At 67.6% G+C, this 17,541-nt stretch carries 10 protein-coding genes; 4 read left to right on the top strand and 6 right to left on the bottom strand.

Annotation, left to right across the window (positions count from 1 at the left end; translation table 11 throughout):
• The first annotated feature begins 119 nt into the window (after positions 1–119).
• Both EV278_RS08535 and EV278_RS08530 read left to right on the top strand, forming a co-directional pair.
• A complete protein-coding gene (locus tag EV278_RS08535; RefSeq protein ID WP_132089356.1) occupies positions 120–2,531 on the top strand; it encodes a glycoside hydrolase family 3 N-terminal domain-containing protein in 2,412 nt (803 codons plus the stop codon).
• 261 nt (positions 2,532–2,792) lie between these two features.
• Positions 2,793–3,137 (top strand): YciI family protein, encoded by a 345-nt coding sequence (locus EV278_RS08530; RefSeq protein ID WP_132089353.1) that lies wholly within the window; start codon positions 2,793–2,795, stop codon positions 3,135–3,137.
• 73 nt (positions 3,138–3,210) lie between these two features.
• On the opposite strand, the gene EV278_RS08525 is transcribed toward EV278_RS08530, so the two are convergent.
• Both EV278_RS08525 and manD read right to left on the bottom strand, forming a co-directional pair.
• Positions 3,211–3,963: a FadR/GntR family transcriptional regulator gene (locus EV278_RS08525; protein ID WP_132089350.1), complete on the bottom strand. Its 753-nt coding sequence runs from the start codon at positions 3,961–3,963 to the stop codon at positions 3,211–3,213.
• A gap of 139 nt (positions 3,964–4,102) precedes the next feature.
• Positions 4,103–5,314 (bottom strand): D-mannonate dehydratase ManD, encoded by a 1,212-nt coding sequence (gene manD / locus EV278_RS08520; RefSeq protein ID WP_132089347.1) that lies wholly within the window; start codon positions 5,312–5,314, stop codon positions 4,103–4,105.
• A 213-nt stretch (positions 5,315–5,527) separates the two neighbouring features.
• Here manD and EV278_RS08515 point away from each other — a divergent pair, with 213 nt between their 5' ends.
• The gene (locus tag EV278_RS08515; protein ID WP_132089556.1) at positions 5,528–7,642 is read left to right on the top strand and encodes an alpha-glucuronidase family glycosyl hydrolase; all 2,115 of its coding nucleotides are present in this window, start codon (positions 5,528–5,530) and stop codon (positions 7,640–7,642) included.
• Positions 7,643–8,164: 522 nt separating this feature from the next.
• Positions 8,165–11,254: a TonB-dependent receptor gene (locus EV278_RS08510; protein ID WP_132089345.1), complete on the top strand. Its 3,090-nt coding sequence runs from the start codon at positions 8,165–8,167 to the stop codon at positions 11,252–11,254.
• A 248-nt stretch (positions 11,255–11,502) separates the two neighbouring features.
• Here EV278_RS08510 and EV278_RS08505 read toward each other — a convergent pair whose 3' ends face one another.
• Genes EV278_RS08505 through EV278_RS08490 form a run of 4 tightly spaced genes read right to left on the bottom strand, consistent with a single transcriptional unit; the run spans position 11,503 to position 17,519 of the window.
• Positions 11,503–13,008 carry a tryptophan halogenase family protein gene (locus tag EV278_RS08505; RefSeq protein WP_132089343.1) on the bottom strand — a complete coding sequence of 502 codons (1,506 nt, stop codon included), beginning with the start codon at positions 13,006–13,008 and terminating at the stop codon, positions 11,503–11,505.
• Positions 13,009–13,015: 7 nt separating this feature from the next.
• Positions 13,016–14,539: a tryptophan halogenase family protein gene (locus tag EV278_RS08500; RefSeq protein WP_132089340.1), complete on the bottom strand. Its 1,524-nt coding sequence runs from the start codon at positions 14,537–14,539 to the stop codon at positions 13,016–13,018.
• Positions 14,536–15,987, bottom strand: coding sequence for a tryptophan halogenase family protein (locus tag EV278_RS08495; protein WP_132089337.1), 1,452 nt, complete (start codon positions 15,985–15,987; stop codon positions 14,536–14,538). The genes EV278_RS08500 and EV278_RS08495 overlap by 4 nt, the downstream gene beginning before the upstream one ends.
• Positions 15,984–17,519 carry a tryptophan halogenase family protein gene (locus EV278_RS08490; RefSeq protein WP_132089334.1) on the bottom strand — a complete coding sequence of 512 codons (1,536 nt, stop codon included), beginning with the start codon at positions 17,517–17,519 and terminating at the stop codon, positions 15,984–15,986. The genes EV278_RS08495 and EV278_RS08490 overlap by 4 nt, the downstream gene beginning before the upstream one ends.
• Between the last annotated feature and the right edge of the window lie 22 nt (positions 17,520–17,541).

Here is a 17,541-nt window from a genome sequence, read left to right as displayed (position 1 = left end):
GGTACCATAAAAAACTTGAGTGGTCTGATCTCTGCTTCCATAGTGCGCCTCAACGTCGGCGAGCAACGCCGCCACCGCTCCTGGAGCGGTTTGTTCCATTATGGGGAAACGAAGAGATCATGCGCCAGACCGTCACCCGCCGCACGCTCGGCGTCAGCCTGGCCGCCCTGGCCGCCGCCTCCTCGACCCTCGCCCGCGCCGCCGCCCCCAAGGCGGGCGACAAGCCGCTGTACAAAGACCCCGCCCAACCGGTCGAACTGCGGGTCCGCGACCTGCTCTCGCGCATGACGCTGGAGGAGAAGGCGGCCCAGCTGATCGGCATCTGGCTGACGAAGTCCAAGGTCCAGACTCCCGAGGGCGAGTTCTCGCCCGCCGAGGCCAGCAAGAACTTCCCCAACGGCCTGGGCCAGATCTCGCGTCCCAGCGATCGCAAGGGCCTCAAGGCCGCCGCGGTGGTCGACGCCGCCGCCGGCGCCGACGACGGCTCGGTCAACCGCAACGCCCTGCAGACCGCCCGCTACGTCAACGCCGCCCAGAAATGGGCCATGGAGCAGACGCGCCTGGGCATCCCGATGCTGATGCATGATGAGGCGCTGCACGGCTATGTCGCGCGCGACGCCACCAGCTTCCCCCAGGCCATCGCCATGGCCTCGACCTTCGATCCCGACACGGTGGAGAAGTGCTTCGCCGTCGCCGCCCGCGAGATGCGGGCCCGGGGCTCCAACATCGCCCTGGCCCCGGTGGTCGACGTGGCCCGCGACCCGCGCTGGGGCCGGATCGAGGAGACCTACGGCGAGGACCCGCACCTGTGCGCCGAGATCGGCCTGGCGGCGATCCGCGGCTTCCAGGGCAAGACCCTGCCTCTGGCCAAGGACAAGGTTTTCGTCACCCTCAAGCACATGACCGGCCACGGCCAGCCCGAGAACGGCACCAATGTCGGCCCGGCCCAGATCGCCGAGCGAACCCTGCGCGAGAACTTCTTCCCGCCGTTCGAGCGGGCGGTGAAGGAGCTGCCGGTGCGTTCGGTCATGCCCTCGTACAACGAGATCGACGGCGTGCCCTCGCACGCCAACCGTTGGCTGCTGCACGACGTGCTGCGCGGCGAGTGGGGCTTCAAGGGCGCGACGATGAGCGACTACTTCGCAATCAAGGAGCTGATCGCCCGCCACAAGCTGACCGACAGCCTGGCCGACACCGCGGTGATGGCGATGAACGCCACGGTCGACGTCGAGCTGCCCGACGGCGAGGCCTACGCCCTGCTGCCCGAACTGGTGAAGGCCGGCCGCATCCCGCAGAGCCAGGTCGACGAGGCCGTGGCCCGGGTGCTGGCCGTCAAGTTCGAAGGCGGGCTGTTCGAGAACCCCTATGCCGACGAAAAGACGGCCGACGCCAAGACCGCCACGCCCGAGGCCGTCGCCCTGGCCCGCGAGGCGGCCCGCAAGGCCGTGGTGCTGCTGAAGAACGACAAGGGCGTGCTGCCGCTCGATCCGTCGAAATTCAAGCGCCTGGCCCTGCTGGGCACGCACGCCAAGGACACGCCGATCGGCGGCTACAGCGACGTGCCGCGCCACGTGGTGTCGATCTACGAGGGTCTGGCGGCGGAAGCCAAGAAGAGCGGCTTCACCCTGGACTACGCCGAGGCGGTGCGGATCACCGAGGCGCGGATCTGGGCCCAGGACGAGGTCAAGCTGGTCGATCCGGCCGTCAACGCCAAGCTGATCGCCGAAGCGGTCGAGGTGGCCAAGAAGGCCGACGTGGTGGTCATGGTGCTGGGCGACAACGAGCAGACCAGCCGCGAAGCCTGGGCCGACAACCATCTGGGCGACCGCGACAGCCTGGACCTGATCGGCCAGCAGAACGACCTGGCCAGGGCGATCTTCGACCTGGGCAAACCGACCGTGGTCTTCCTGCTGAACGGCCGTCCGCTGTCGGTGAACCTGCTGGCGGAGCGGGCCGACGCCCTGGTCGAGGGCTGGTACCTGGGCCAGGAGACCGGCAACGCCGCCGCCGACATCCTGTTCGGCCGCGCCAATCCGGGCGGCAAGCTGCCGGTCAGCATCGCCCGCGACGTCGGCCAGCTGCCGATCTTCTACAACCGCAAGCCTACGGCCCGCCGCGGCTACCTTCTGGGCGACACCACGTCGCTCTACCCGTTCGGCTTCGGCCTGTCCTACACCACCTTCGACATCTCGGCCCCGCGTCCGGCCAAGGCGCAGATCGGGACCAGCGAGAGCGTCAAGGTCGAGGTCGACGTGACCAACACCGGCAAGGTCGCCGGCGACGAGGTGGTGCAGCTTTACATCCACGACGAGGCCGCTTCGGTGACCCGCCCGCTGCTGGAGTTGAAGCACTTCAAGCGCGTGACCCTGGCGCCGGGCGCCAAGACGACGGTGACCTTCGAGGTCTCGCCGCTGGACCTGTCGCTGTGGAACCTGGAGATGAAGCGCGTGGTCGAGCCCGGCAAGTTCACCCTGCTGGCTGGCCCCAACTCGGCCCAGCTGAAGCCGGCGACCCTGACGGTCACGGGCTGACCTTCCGATCCGTCCGCCCGGAAGCGGACTTATGGGGGCCTCAAGAGAAATCCTCGTCCTTCGACAAGCTCAGGATGAGGATTTCTACTGAACCCTCGTCAAATTCGTCCTCATCCTGAGCTTGTCGAAGGACGAGGACGGACGGGCGGGTGAGCCGAACAGCCGGCCCTGTAGATAGAATTTGGCGACGGATTGAATCGGCTGCTGACGAAAGCGGAAGCTCGCCAAGAACCGCTGGCGGGTCTTCGCGTTCAGGCCCGTATGCCCAGGTTCATCACCATCGGTTATGGCGACAGGCCCGGCTATGATCGGACGGCGAAGGCGGTGCGCGACGCGGCGCACGCGGCCGACGCCCAGCGGGTGCGCGAAGGCGACGTCATGGGCATAGCCGGCAAGCCCGTGCAGGTGCGAAATCATGACGCCGCCAAGGTGCAGGTGATGCAAGGCCCGTTCCTGTCGGCTGACCTTCCCGTCGCCGGCTTTGCCTTGATCGAGGCCCCGGACCTGGAGGCCGCGATCGAAATCGCGGCCCGGAGTCCCTGCGCGGTCGCCCAGGGCGTCGTTGAGGTCTGGCCTCTTGATCCGGCGCCAGGCGACAAGGCTTAGACGCCCCAAGCGACGCTTCCAATATTGGCTTTGGGCGGAAAGGCGGTCAGGGCGATGAAGATCATCGTGACCGTCAGATCGCCACGCGCTTGGCGATGGCGCTGCGGCGGGCGCCGGTTTCCTGGCGGGCCCGCTCGACGGCCTCGGTCTCGGTGGCGTGCAGCAGATGGTCGATGACCCGCTCCAGGTGGTCGCGCATGGCCTGGCGCGCCGCGGCGGGGTCGCGGGCCTTCAGGGCCTCGAACACCCGGCGATGCTCGACGATGCGGGGTTCCAGCCCCATGCCGCGCGCCCGGGTCAGGATGTTGCGGGCCAGGGGCGAGCGGTTGCGCCAGTCCCACAGGTTCTCGATCGTGGCGATGATCGCGCCGTTGCCCGAGGCGCGGGCGATGACCATGTGGAACTCGCGGTCGGCGTCCTCGCCCTGGATCTCCTCCTCGCGAGCCATGCGCTCCATCAGCGCCTCCAGCTCGCGGACCTGGTCGTCGGTGATGGCGGTGGCGGCCAGGGCGGCGGCTTCGCCCTCGAACAGGCGGCGGGCCTCGATCAGCTCGAACGCGCCGATCTCGAAGGCGGGCTCGGCGCTGGCCGAGGTGACGGGGCGGACGTCGCCGGTGACATAGATGCCCAGGCCATGGCGGGCCTCGATCATGCCCAGCATTTCCAGGGCGATCATCGCTTCGCGAAGGGTGGGGCGGCTGACCCCGAACTGCTCGGCCAGTTCGCGTTCGGTGGGCAGGCGGTCGCCAAGCTTGTATTGGCCGCCCTCGATGGCGTCGGCGATCGAGTCGGCGATACGGCGGTAGAGCTTGACGTTCTCGGCCATGGGTCTTCGTCAGTTTCTCGGCGGCGGCCTGAAAGGCCTCTTCGAACTCGCGATAGCATAGCCGACCCGGGCCGCGCGGGCTATTTTTGGCGTCCAACGCCAAAGCCCGGCGATTGTCGCCAACCGCGTCGTGACGACGTCACCAATCGTGCATCGAGCCGTCCTCGCGGCGGGCGATCGGCAGGTAGGCGCGCTTGTAGGGATACTTGGCCGCTTCGGCCTCGTCGATGTCGACGCCCAGGCCGATCGCCTCGCCCGGATGCAGCATGCCGTCCGCGAAGCTGTAGGCGTGGGGGAACACCGCGTCGGTGGCCTCGGTGTGGCGCATGTATTCCTGGACGCCGAAATTGGGGATCGACAGGTCGAAGTGCAGGGCGGCGGCCATGCAGACCGGCGACAGGTCGGTGGCCCCGTGGCAGCCGGTGCGCACGTGGTGCAGGTCGGCGAAGCTGGCGATCTTGCGCAGGTGGGTGATGCCGCCGGCGTGCACCACGGTCGCACGGATGTAGTCGATCAGCTGCTCTTCGATCAGCTGCTTGCAGTCCCAGATCGCGTTGAACACCTCGCCCACGGCCAGGGGCGTGGTGGTGTGCTGGCGGATGATGCGGAAGCTGGCCTGGTTCTCGGCCGGGACGGCGTCCTCCATCCAGAAGGGGCGGTACGGTTCCAGGTCCTTGCCCAGGCGGCCGGCCTCGATCGGGGTGAGGCGGTGGTGCACGTCGTGCAGCAGGTGCACGTCCCAGCCCAGCGCGTCGCGGGCCGCCTCGAACAGGCCGGGGGCGCTGCGCAGGTACTTCTCGGTCGACCACAGGCTTTCGGTCGGCAGGTCGCTGTCGGCCGGCTCGTAGAAGAACCTGTCCTTGGAGACGCCGTAGACGCCCTTCAGGCCGGGCACGCCCGACTGCAGGCGGATGGCCTTGTAGCCCTGGGCGGCGTAGATCGCGGCGTTTTCCAGGGTCTCCTCGACCGTCGCGCCGTTGGCGTGGCCGTAGACCATCACGCCCGTGCGGCAGGCGCCGCCCAGCAGCTGGTACAGCGGCAGGCCGGCGATCTTGGCCTTGATGTCCCACAGGGCCATGTCGACAGCGGCGATGGCGGCCATGGTCACCGGACCGCGCCGCCAGTAGGCGCCCCTGTACAGGTACTGCCAGATGTCCTCGATCTGATGGGCGTCGCGGCCGATCAGGCAGGGGATGACGTGGTCAGTCAGGTAGCTGGCCACCGCCAGCTCACGCCCGTTCAGCGTGGCGTCCCCGACGCCGTGGACCCCGTCGCTGGTCTCGATCTTCAGGGTGACGAAGTTTCGTCCGGGGCAGGTGACGATGACCTTGGCGGCGGTGATCTTGGGCATGGGACGCTTTCGTTGATCCGACCGTTGGATCGGATGGTAGCGGTATCGGTCTAAATCACACGGGCCGGTTGTCAACCTATTGGTCTGACCACCGGCATTTGGTGTCTCGACCTTCTGTGGAGGTAGCGGTATCACGGGATAAAAGGTCGTCGCGCTTCCTCGCGTCGCGCGGCAAGGTCTCGCCAGGGAGAAAACATGCGTCTTGCGTCCTTCATGCGTGGGCTTTGCCTGGCGGCCGGCCTGGTTTCGGCGACCCTGGCGGGGCCGGCGGCTCGCGCCGAGGACGGCTATGACCTGTGGCTGCGCTATCGGCCGCTGCCGGCGGCCCAGCGGTCGGAGCCGCCGACGATCGCGCCCGTCGCCGACACCCCGACCCTGAGGATCGCGCGCGCCGAACTCCAGCGCGGACTGGACGGCCTGACCGGCGGCGCTCCCTCGCCGGACGGTCCCTCGATCCTGCTGGGCACGCCGGCAGGTTCCCCGGCCGTCGCCGCCCTGAACCTGCCGCTGAAGGGCGCCGCTGAGGAAGGCTACCTGATCCGAACCGTGGGCAAGACCACGGTCATCGCCGGCAATAGCGACATCGGCGTGCTGTACGGCGTCTTCCACTATCTGCGCCTGGTCCAGACGGGGCAGGGCGTCGACAAGCTGGACATCCTGTCGGCGCCCAAGGTCCGCCACCGCCTGCTGAACCACTGGGACAACCTGAATGGCTCCGTCGAGCGCGGCTATGCTGGCCAATCCTTGTGGGACTGGTGGAAGCTGCCGGACTACAGGGATCCCCGCTACGTGGACTACGCCCGGGCCAACGCCTCGATCGGCATCAACGGTGCGGTCCTGAATAACGTCAACGCCAAGGCCGACAGCCTGACCGCGCCCTATATCGCCAAGGCCGCGGCCCTGGCCGACGTCTTCCGGCCCTATGGGATCAAGGTCTATCTGTCGGCCCGCTTCTCGGCCCCGATCGAGATCGGCGGGCTGAAGACCGCCGATCCCCTGGACCCGGCCGTTCGCGCCTTCTGGAAGGCCAAGGCCGACGAGATCTACAAGGCCATTCCCGACTTCGGCGGCTTCCTGGTCAAGGCCAATTCCGAGGGCCAGCCCGGCCCGCAGGACTATGGCCGCACCCATGTCGACGGGGCGAACATGCTGGCCGACGCGGTGGGGCCGCACGGCGGGATCGTGATGTGGCGGGCCTTTGTCTATTCGCACGAGCAGCCTGACGACCGCGCCAAGCAGGGCTACGGCGAGTTCAAGCCGTTCGACGGCCAGTTCCGCGACAACGTCATCGTCCAGGTCAAGAACGGGGCCATCGACTTCCAGCCGCGCGAGCCGTTCCACCCGCTGTTCGGGGCGATGCCGAAAACCAACCTCGGTATGGAGTTCCAGATCACCAAGGAATATCTCGGCTTCGCCACCCACCTGGTCTATCTGGGCCCGCTGTACGAAGAGACCCTGAAGTCGGACACCTACGGCCGCGGGCCGGGCTCGACCGTGGCCAGGGTGGTGGACGGCTCGCTCGATGGCCGGCGAGAGACCCTGATGGCCGGGGTCGCCAATATCGGCCGCGACCGCAATTGGTCAGGCTCGCAGTTCGACCAGGCCAACTGGTACGTGTTCGGCCGCCTGGCTTGGGATCCGGAGGCTTCCACCAAGGACATCGCCGCCGACTGGGCGAAGATGACCTTCTCGACCGACCCCCGCTTTGTCGAGCCCGCCGTGGCGATGATGATGGGCTCGCGCGAGGCGGCGGTGGACTACATGACGCCGCTGGGCCTGCATCACCAGATGGGCCGCAGCCATCACTATGGTCCGGGCCCGTGGGTGAGCGGCGGCGAGCGCGCCGACTGGACCAGCGTCTACTACGCCAAGGCCGGCAAGGACGGGATCGGCTTCGACCGCACCGCCGCCGGCAGCAACGCCGTCGCCCAGTACGCTCCCGTGGTGGCCAAGCGATTCTCTGACCTGAAGAGCATCGACGAGAAGGACCTGCTGTGGTTCCACCACCTGCCGTGGACCTACCGCCTAAAGTCGGGCCAGACCCTGTGGGACGGCTTGGTGGGCCACTATTCGCGCGGGGTGTCGTATGTCGCCGGCATGGGCCGGACCTGGGCGGATCTGGCGCCCTATGTCGATCCCGAACGCCACGCCCAGGTCGCCGACTTCCTGGCCATCCAGCGCAACGAAGCCCAGTGGTGGCGCGACGCCTCGATCGCCTATTTCCAGACCTTCTCGGGCCTGCCGCTGCCGGCTGGCGAGGCGCCGCCGGCCCATTCGCTGGACTATTACGAGAGCCTGAACTTTCCCTACGCGCCGGGGGGAGGGTGAGGGGGCGAGGGGCGTTGTTACGCCCTTTGGGGGCTGGGTCGTCGAGGCGGCGTGGGCGGCCACAGGCGCCGACCTGGGCCTGGGGCGGGCCAGGTCAATCGCGGGCTAGATAGGCTGAAATTCGCCTTCGCCGGCCGCGCGCGGCGGGGCGCCGCCGCGCGTCATGGCCCGGTCGGTCGCAGAATCCCTTGGTATGTGTCCAGGACAATTTGGCCATTTCGAGATTTTTAAGCGCGATTGGCCTGGGCGTATTGTGGCAAAAATCACACGCCTATCCGGAATCGGTACCGCTAACATTTGCCTCGATCGTCACCCATTTCAGGGTGTCGCAGCGCAATCCCCTGAAAAATAACGATGTTCTCACCCCGAAAGGTAAGATCACTGCTTAAGAGTGATCTGTCCTCTCGGGTTACCATTGTTGACTGCATGTTCCGGCGGCGAAATGGTTCGACGACGCGTGGCCGGCCACGCCGATAACAAAAACAGGCGCGAAGCGACGCGCCCGCATTGGGAGGCAATTGGATGCGAAAGCTTACGGGATGCTCGCGCGTGGCGCGCGCCGCGCTCTTTGGGGCCACCATGCTGTCTGGCTTGGCCGCCGCACAGGCCCACGCCCAGTCCGCGCCGTCCACGGCCGCCGGCGCGCCCAACAGCGACACCGTCGAGGAAGTGGTCGTAACGGGCTACCGCCACAGCCTGGCGCAGTCGACGGTCGCCAAGCGCGAGACGACCGGCTTCGCCGACGCCATCTTCGCCGAAGACATCGGCAAATTCCCCGACTCCAACATCGCGGAATCCTTCAACCGGATTCCCGGCATCACCATCACCCGCGACATCACCGGCGAAGGCACGAACGTCGCCATCCGGGGGCTGGGCTCCAACTTCACCAACGTCACGCTGAACGGCGCTTCGATCGCCGTGGCCTCGTCGGGGGCGACCGACGCCCAGGGCACGGACCGCTCGGTCGATCTCAGCTTCTTCCCGACCGACCTGTTCACCAAGCTGACGGTGAACAAGAGCTATTCGGCCAGCCTTCTCGAAGGCGGCGCGGCGGGCAATATCGACATGCGCTCGGCCCGTCCGTTCGATCGGCCCGGCCAGCATCTGACGATGAGCGTCCAAGGCCTGAAGCCAGACGAGGCCAAACTGGGCGGGAAGGGGGCCCTGATCGCCAGCAAGACCTGGGACAATTTCGGCGTCCTGTTCGGGATTTCAGGCCAGCGGCTGCATACCGACACGCGCGGCTACGAGACGATCGGCTTCACCAATCCGAACCTGTCGGCGGCCCAGTGCGGCGCGACCAGCGGCTGCAACCCCACGGGCGGCGGTAACTGGACGATCCCGGCCACGGTGCCCGTCGGTGCGGGCGGGGGGCTGGTGGCCGGCACGGTCATCGACCGGGCCTTCCTGCTGGCCAACAACCCTGGCGCCTCGATCCAGCAGATCGACAACGGCCTGTTGCCGCGCCTTGGCCGTCCGTCGGCCGAGTACGGTCGCCGCGACCGTTTCAATGCCGTGACCAGCCTGGAATGGAAGCCGACCGACAACCTGAACTTCTATGTCGACGGGATGTACGGCTACAAGAAGAACGACCTGCTGCGCGAAGACATGGCCTGGATCGTGCGCAACGGCGCGATCATTCCGACCAACACCAAATACGACAAGACCGACTGCTCGACCGGCTGCACGGTCACGTCGGGCACCTACGCCAATTCCCAGTTCTTCCTGGAGTTCCGCCCCTACCTCGAGAAGACCGAGCTGTGGGGGATCAATCCGGGCGGCGAGTGGCGCATCAGCGACAAGCTGAAGGTCGAGGCCCAGGCCAACTACACCAAGAGCACCTTCCACCGCGAAAGCCCGACCTTCGGCCCGGTGACCGCCTTGGGCGTCGGTACGACGGTCGACTACACCTACAACCCGAACGGCATTCCGACGATCAAAAGCAGCGTCGACCTGAACAACCCGGCCAACTTCGTCTGGACGGGCGGCCGCCTGAACATGCAGGACGAAAAGCGCTGGTATGAAACCAAGGGCGCCCGCGCGGTCGTCACCTGGGGCGACGAGGCGCTGAACCTGAAGTTCGGCGCCAACTACGACGACGTTTCGCGCACCATCCGCGGCTACGACAACACCCAGCCGTGGCAGAACGCGACCTGCGGCGACAACCCCAGCATCAACCTGCCCTCGCCGAACGGCCAGCCGCCGTGCCAGGGCCTGAACCAGCCGGGCGCGGCGCCGGCCGGCTATCCGACCTATCCGGGGTATGGCACGGGCTACACGGCCGGACAGACCGGGGTGCTCACCTACGCTGGTTCGCTGATCCCGACGACCAGCCTGGCCAGCTATTTGAAGCCTGGTCCGGCCGGCTTCGTCACCGTCGACTGGGACAAGGTCAAGAAAGCCACCAACTACGACGCGCTCCACGCGGCCACGCCAGAGACCGGCGGCTCCAACACCGGCGCCAGCGGCGGTTACATCAACGAGAAGAACAGTTCAGCCTACACCGAGCTGAACGGCGTGACCCAGGTGCTGGACAGCGATTTGCGCTTCAATGTCGGGGTCCGTTACGTCCACACCGAGCAGACGATCGGCGGCCGCGTCTCGATCGCCGATCCGCGCAACACCCTGCCCGGCGGCGCCCAGCTGCCCGACGGCTCGCGCTATCCGAACCTGGTCAACTTCGTCTACACCGAGAACACCTATTCGAAATGGCTGCCGGCCGGGAACATCGCCTACGACGTCAGCGAGCACGCCGTGGCCCGTCTGGCGGTGTCGGAGACGATGACCCGTCCGGATCCGGCCGCCCAGCTGCCGGGCGTCAGCTTCGGCGCGCCGTCGGCCGACCAGGCCACCATCGGCAACTCGGCCCTGAAGCCGTACTTCTCGAAGAATATCGACCTGGGCTTCGAGTTCTACACCGGCCAGGAAGGCGTGATCGCGGTCAACGCCTTCCGCAAGTCGCTGACCGGCTTCACGACCAACAACGTCGTGACCCAGCCGTTCTCGTATCTGGCCCAGTACGGCATCACCTACGACACCCTGAACGACACCCAGAAGACGGCGATCAATTCGCGCGGCGGTCCGACCGCGGCGCAGGTCCAGATCCAGTCGCAGATCAACGTGCCCAACAAGCTGACGATCAACGGCCTGGAATTCCAGTGGGTGCAGCCGCTCGACTTCCTGACCAGCCGGTTCGGCGTCGAAGGGCTGGGGGTCAACGCCAACGCCACCATCGTCGACCAGACCAGCAATGGTCCGGCGATCGCCTACGGCGTCGCGAAATACACCTACAACCTGACCGGCTACTATGAACATAACGGGGTCAGCCTGCGCTTGAGCCACACTTACCGGAAAGGTTCTCAGTCCAGCGGCGCCAACCAGAACGGCGTCACCTCGGCGGCCCTGTTCGCGGACGACTACAAGCAGACCGACTTCTCTTCGAGCTACGATCTGGACAAGATCTTCGGCGTGACGAACGCGCCGCAGGTGGTTTTCAACGTGATCAACCTGACCAATGAACCGCTGCGCTCGCACTTCCAGTACGACAACGCGACGTTCACCTACTACAAGCCCGGCCGCCAATATCAGCTTGGCTTGCGCATGAGCTTCTGACGGTACGGGCGTTCGGCGCGAACATCGCCTGGCTTCGACGTCTGGCCGGCAATCTCGTCGAGCGGCCCGGCGCCGGTCAGGCAAGCCCGCCACCTTGGCCTGCTTTTGGTTCCTTCCCGGCCCGGCCTTATGGCCGGGCCTTTTTTCGAAGAAGGTCGCAACGGTTCGTCCGACGCGGAATCGTGGGCAATCGCCGCATCGACGTAGGATGTCGGGTGGCGGACCTCTGGACGCCAGATGAGGGCGACTCAGGCCGCCGCGCAGTTTTCGGCGATGAAGCGCATGTGGTCGGGCATGGCCTGGGCCGACTTGGCGATGACGGCGTGGATGTTGGCCATCCGGGCGCGCAGCTCGTCGTCCGACATCACGTCGGCCATCGGGTCGTGGCCCCGCGGCTCCAGCCCTTGGCCAACCATCACCGCGAACCAGCTGGTGTCGGTGAACAGCTCCTCGTTCTCGCGGAACACCCGGCCATAGCTTTGGAACACCGCCATCTTGTCGGCTAGGTAGTCTGGGATCGGCATCTCGCGCAGATAGTCCCAGTATGGCGTGTCGTTGCGCCGGGTGACGTGGAAATGCAGGATCAGGAAGTCGCGGATCGTCTCGTACTCGAACTGCATCACCCGGTTGTAGCGGTCGATGTCGGGGGTCTGGAACCGCCGGTCGGGAAACATGGCCAGCAGGCGCGCGATCCCGACCTGGATCAGGTGGATGCTCTGGCTCTCCAGCGGCTCCATGAAGCCGGCCGACAGGCCGATGGCCACGACGTTCTTGTTCCAGCTCTTCTTCCGCCGACCCGCCGTGAAGCGCAGGGTGAACGGGTCACGCAGCGGGACGCCGTCCAGATTGGCCAGCAGGTCGGCGGTCGCCTCGTCGTCGCTGACGTGCGCGCTGGAATAGGCGTAGCCGTTGCCCAGGCGGTGCTGCAGCGGAATGCGCCATTGCCAGCCGGTCGGGCGGGCGGTGGCGCGGGTCACCGGCTGACGCGAACCGGCCAGCGCGCAGGGCACGGCAACGGCCCGGTCGTTCAGCAGCCAATGGGACCAGTCCTCGAAGCCGGTCTTCAGGGTCTGCTCGATCAGCAGGCCGCGGAACCCCGAGCAGTCGATGAACAGATCGCCCTCGACCCGCTGGCCGCTCTGCAGGGTCACGGCCTCAATGAACCCGTCTTCGACGCGCTGGTGGACCTCGACGATCCGGCCCTCCTGGCGGGCCACCCCGCGCTGTTCGGCGTACTCGCGCAGGAACAGGGCGTAGAGGCCGGCGTCGATGTGATAGGCGTGGGACAGCGTGCCCAGCGGCGAGTTGCGCTGGCCGTTGGCCCGCATGAACTTGCCCTGGGCCGAGGCCAGGGCCTGCAGTGAATATTCGGTCAGGTCGGCGGCCTCGCCCATGGCGTTCAGGCGCAGCCAGTAGGCGTGGAACGACACCCCCTCCATGTCCAGGCCGTAGGGGCCGAACGGATGGTAGTAGCGGTGACCGATCTGTTTCCAGTCGACGAAGTCGATGGCCAGCTTGAAGGTCGCCTTGGTGCGGCGGACGAACTCGTTCTCGTCCAGGCCCAGCATCCGATTGAAGATGTTGATCTGCGGAATGGTGGATTCGCCGACCCCGATCGTGCCGATCTCCTCGGACTCGACCAGGGTCACCTGGGTGCGGCCGTCCTTCAGGAAGCGGCCCAGCGCCGCCGCCGTCATCCAGCCGGCCGTGCCGCCGCCGACGATGACGATCCTGCGCAGGCGGTGGTCGGTCATTAGGGCCTCATGCGAGAATGGGGGCGACGACCGTCTCGGCGGCGCAGTAGCGGGCGATGAAGGCGGCGTGGTCGGGCATGGCCTGGGCGGTCTGGCCAATCAGGGCCGACATTCGTTGCAGGCGCTGGACCAGCGCGGCTTCGGGCAAGCTGTCGACCAGGGCGTCGTACCGGCGCGGCACGATCCCCTGGCCCATCAGCACCGCGATCCAGCTGGGTTCGGCGAACAGGTCATAGTCCGACTGGAACAGTCGTCCGCGCCCGGCGAACAGGTCGATCTTGCGCTGGAGGCTGTCGGGGACATCCATGGTGCGGACATGGTCCCAGTAGGGCGTGTCCGCCCGCTCCGTGGCCTTGAAGTGGAGGATGATGAAGTCACGGACCAGCTCGACCTGCTGGGCGGTCAGGCGGTTGTACTCGTCGATCTCCAGCGGATCGAAGCCCTTGTCGGGAAACAGGGCGAGCAGCTTGGTAATCCCCGCCTGGATCAAGTGGATGCTGGTGCTCTCCAGCGGCTCCAGGAAGCCGGACGACAGGCCGATGGCGACGCAGTTCTTGATCCAGGCCCGGTCGCGACGACCGGCCTGGAAGCGCAGGACGTTCGGTTCGGCCCGGGCGGGGCCGTCCAGGCCGGCGATCAGGGCGGCCAGGGCCGCGTCGTCGCCGAGATGGGCGCTGGAATAGACATAGCCGTTGCCGGTGCGGTGTTGCAGCGGGATGCGCCAGCGCCAGCCGGCCTTGTCGGCGGTGGCGCGGGTATAGGGCGTCAGGCCGTCGCCGCCGGTGTCGCAAGGGATCGCCACCGCCCGGTCGTTGGGCAGCCAATGGCTCCAGTCGACATAGCGTCCGCCAAGGGCCTGGCCGATCAGTAGGGCGCGGAAGCCGCTGCAGTCGATGAACAGGTCCGCCTCGAAGACCCGGCCGTCTTCCAGGGTGAGCGACTGGATGAAGCCGTCGTCGCCGCGCAGGGTCACGTCGGCGACCTTGCCCTCGACCCGCGTCGCGCCCCGCGCCTCGGCGAAGCCGCGCAGGAATCGGGCATAGAGGCCGGCGTCGAAGTGGAAGGCGTATTTCAGGCTGGACAGCACCTTGGCCGGATCGGGATCGGGCAGGGCGAAGCGGTTTCGGCGCGCGGCGACGGCCGCCAGGTTGAAGTCCTCGAGCGGCCCGACCTGATCACGGACCTTGCGCCAGACCTGGTGGAACTTGATGGCCTCGATGTCCAGGCCGAACGACCCGAACGGATGCATGTAGCGGTCGCCCAGGCGGGTCCAGTCGCGAAACTCGATGCCCAGCTTGAAGGTGGCGCGAGTGGCCCGCATGAACGCACGCTCGTCGATCCCCAGCATGGCGTTGAAGGTCAGGATCGGCGGGATCGTGGCTTCGCCGACCCCGACCGTGCCGATCTGCTCGGACTCGATCAGCGTCACCTCGATCTGGCCGCCCAGCACCTTGGACAAAGCGGCGGCGGTCATCCACCCCGCCGTGCCGCCACCCAGAACCAATACCTTGCGGATCGGAGGCGGCGTCATGGGCGGTCCTTCAGGGCGTCGGCATGGGTCGGCATGGCCAGGGCGGCCTGGCGGATCAGGCCGCGGAGCCGGGTCAGGGCCGCGTCGGCCTGGCCGGCGGGCAGACGGTCGGCCAGGCGGTCGTGCCGCCGGGGCGTGATCCCGAGGCCGAGGAGCGCTCCCACCCAGGCGCCTTCCACGAAGGTCTCCTCGTCGTACAGCACCACGCGGCCGCGGCTTTCGAACTGGGCCTGCTTGTAGGCCAAGGCGGTCGAGGGCGCGGCGCGGCGGGCCCTCGACCAGAACCGGTCGGTCCGGCTGGCGGCGACGTAGCGCAGGACGGCTAGGTCGCGGGCGCGATCGAAGGTCTCGGCCATCAGGCGATTATATTCCGCCGCCGCCAGGGGCGAGCCCTCGGCGGTGGGCAGCAGGGCGATCAGCCGGCCGACGCCGCTCTGGATCGCCTGAGCGTCATCGCCGTTCAGCGGTTCCAGCTGGCTCGCCGCGGGACCGATCGCCAGGCAGCCCTTTGACCATGCGCGCTCCCGCCGGCCGTTGTGTCGCCGAATGATCGTCGCCTCGCCGCCCAGGATCGCGCGCGCCTCGTCGTCGGAGGTCAGGTCGCTGGCATAGGCCAAGGTCACGGCGTCGGCGTCGCGCAGGGGGACGCGCCGCAACCAGCCTTCCGTCACGGTCTCGAACTCGGTCAGGGGCGGTGGATCGGCGCGGCGCGCGAGCTCGCGCAAGGCCAGGCGGTTGCAGGGGAGGGCGACCGTCTCGTCGATCCAACCCCCGCTAGGCGTGGCGCCGATCAGCCGGCCGTCCGGCGTCGTGTCGATGAACAGGTCGGCGGCGATCCGCTCGCCGTCGGCCAGGACCACCGCCTGGACGGCCCCTTCCGTGTCCAGGACGACCTGGGCGATCTCGCCAGGGCGAGCCGCCACGCGCCCCGCCGTCGACCGCAGCGCCGCGACATAGCCGGCCGAATCCAGGTGCAGGCCGTAGGACAGGGTTGAGAGCACCGACCTTGGATCCTCGCTGGGCGGCGCGAACCGGCCCAGGCGTCCGGCCACGGCGGCCAGGCTGTAGTCCTCGTAGCGTCCGGCCTCGCCGCGCTGACGGGCCCGCAGCCAGTGATGATGGAAGGCCACGCCGTCGAGATTGGCGCCGGCGTCGCTGAAGCCCTCGACATGGTCGTGGTCGAATCCGGTCCAGCCGCCGTATCGCGCGCCCAGCTTGAAGGTTCCGCGCGCGGTCCGCATCACGGTCGCCTCGTCCAGGCCTAGCAGGCCATGGAAGCCGCGCAGGGCGGGCAGGGTGGACAGGGCGCCGCGCGGCGCGGCGTCGGCGGTTTCGATCACACGGATCTCGCAGGCCGGCGGCAGGACCCGCGCCAGGGCCGCGGCGGTCATCCAGCCGGCGACGCCGCCGCCCAGGATGGCGACGTTGTTCAGGGGCGAGCCGGTCACGCCGTCACCGCCTGGGCCGTCGCCCCGGATCGGGCCGCGCAGAAGCGGGCGATCCAGTCATCGTGGGCCGGCATGGCGCGTGTAGCCTCCGCGATCGAGTCGCGAATCGCCTTCAGCCTTTGCGCCAGGACGGCGTCGGGCACGCTGCCGCTGACCGGGTCATAGGCGCGCGGCACGATGTTCTGGCCCAGATAGACCGCCAGCCAGCTGGGCTCGAGAAAGAAGCCGTCCTTGTATTTCACCACCACCCCGCGGTCGTGGAACAGGTCCATCTTGTAGGCTAGGCTGTCGGGAATCGGCAGGTTGCGACGGTCGTCCCAGAACGCCTCGCCGGTCCGCTGGTTGGCGTGATAGTGCAGCACCAGGAAGTCGCGGATGCGCTCGAACTCCAGCGTCATCACCCGATTGTACTCGTCCTGGTCGGCCTGGTCGCAGGTCCGGTCGGGAAACAGCTCCAGCAGGGTGGTCACCGCCACCTGGATCAGGTGGATGCTGGTGCTTTCCAACGGTTCCAGGAAGCCGCTCGCCAGGCCCACCGCCACGCAGTTCTTGCTCCACTGCTTGCGCCGATGGCCGGCCACGAAGCGCAGGACGCGCGGATCGGCCTGGGCCCTGCCCTCCAGCCCAGCCAGCAGGGCCGCGGCGGCGGCGTCGTCGCTTATGTGCTGGCTGGAATAGACATAGCCGTTGCCGACTCGATGCTGCAGCGGGATGCGCCAGCGCCAGCCGGCCGCGTCGGCCGTGCAGCGGGTATAGGGCGTGGACGCCTCGACCGTCTCGCAAGGGACGGCGGCGGCCCGGTCGCAGGGCAGCCAGCGCGTCCAGTCCTCGTAGCCGGTCTTCAGGGCCTGCTCGATCAACAGGCCCCGGAAGCCTGAGCAGTCGATGAACAGGTCGGCTCCGATTCGCTCGCCGCCCTCCATCGTGATCGCCTCGATGAAGCCGTCATCGCCGCGCAGGGCGACATCGGCCACCTTGCCTTCGGTGCGCACCACGCCGCGCGCCTCGGCATAGGCGCGCAGGTAGGCGGCGTAGAGGCCGGCGTCGAACTGGTAGGCGTAGTTGTAGGTCGAGGCCACGGAACTCAGGTCGGGAGAGGGCGGGGCGAACTTGCCCCCTCGTGCGGCCATGACCGGCAGGGAATAGGCCTCCAGCGGCGTGTCGTCGCCGCCCTGGCGGGCCCGCAGCCAGTGATGATGGAAGCTCACGCCGGCGATCGCCGCGCCATAGGCGCCGAACGGGTGGATGTAGCTATCGCCCAGCTTGCCCCAGCCGCGAAACTCGATGCCCAGCTTGTAGGTCGCCTGGGTCTTGCGCATGAAATCGGCCTCGTCGAGGCCTAGGGCGGCGTTGAAATGGCGGATGTGCGGGACGGTGGCCTCGCCGACGCCGACCGTGCCGATCTCGGCCGATTCCACCAGGCGGATGGCGATCGGCAGGCCGGCCAGCTTGGCCGACAAGGCGGCCGCCGTCATCCAGCCGGCCGTACCGCCGCCGACGATTAGAATGTTCCGGACGGTCTGGTCCGTCATGCGCTTCCCCCTGATGCGACCG

Source organism: Caulobacter sp. BK020 (assembly GCF_004342605.1).
Lineage (GTDB): Bacteria > Pseudomonadota > Alphaproteobacteria > Caulobacterales > Caulobacteraceae > Caulobacter.
Note: the sequence above shows the minus strand (reverse complement) of the source record. Positions and strands in the feature narration are given on the sequence as shown.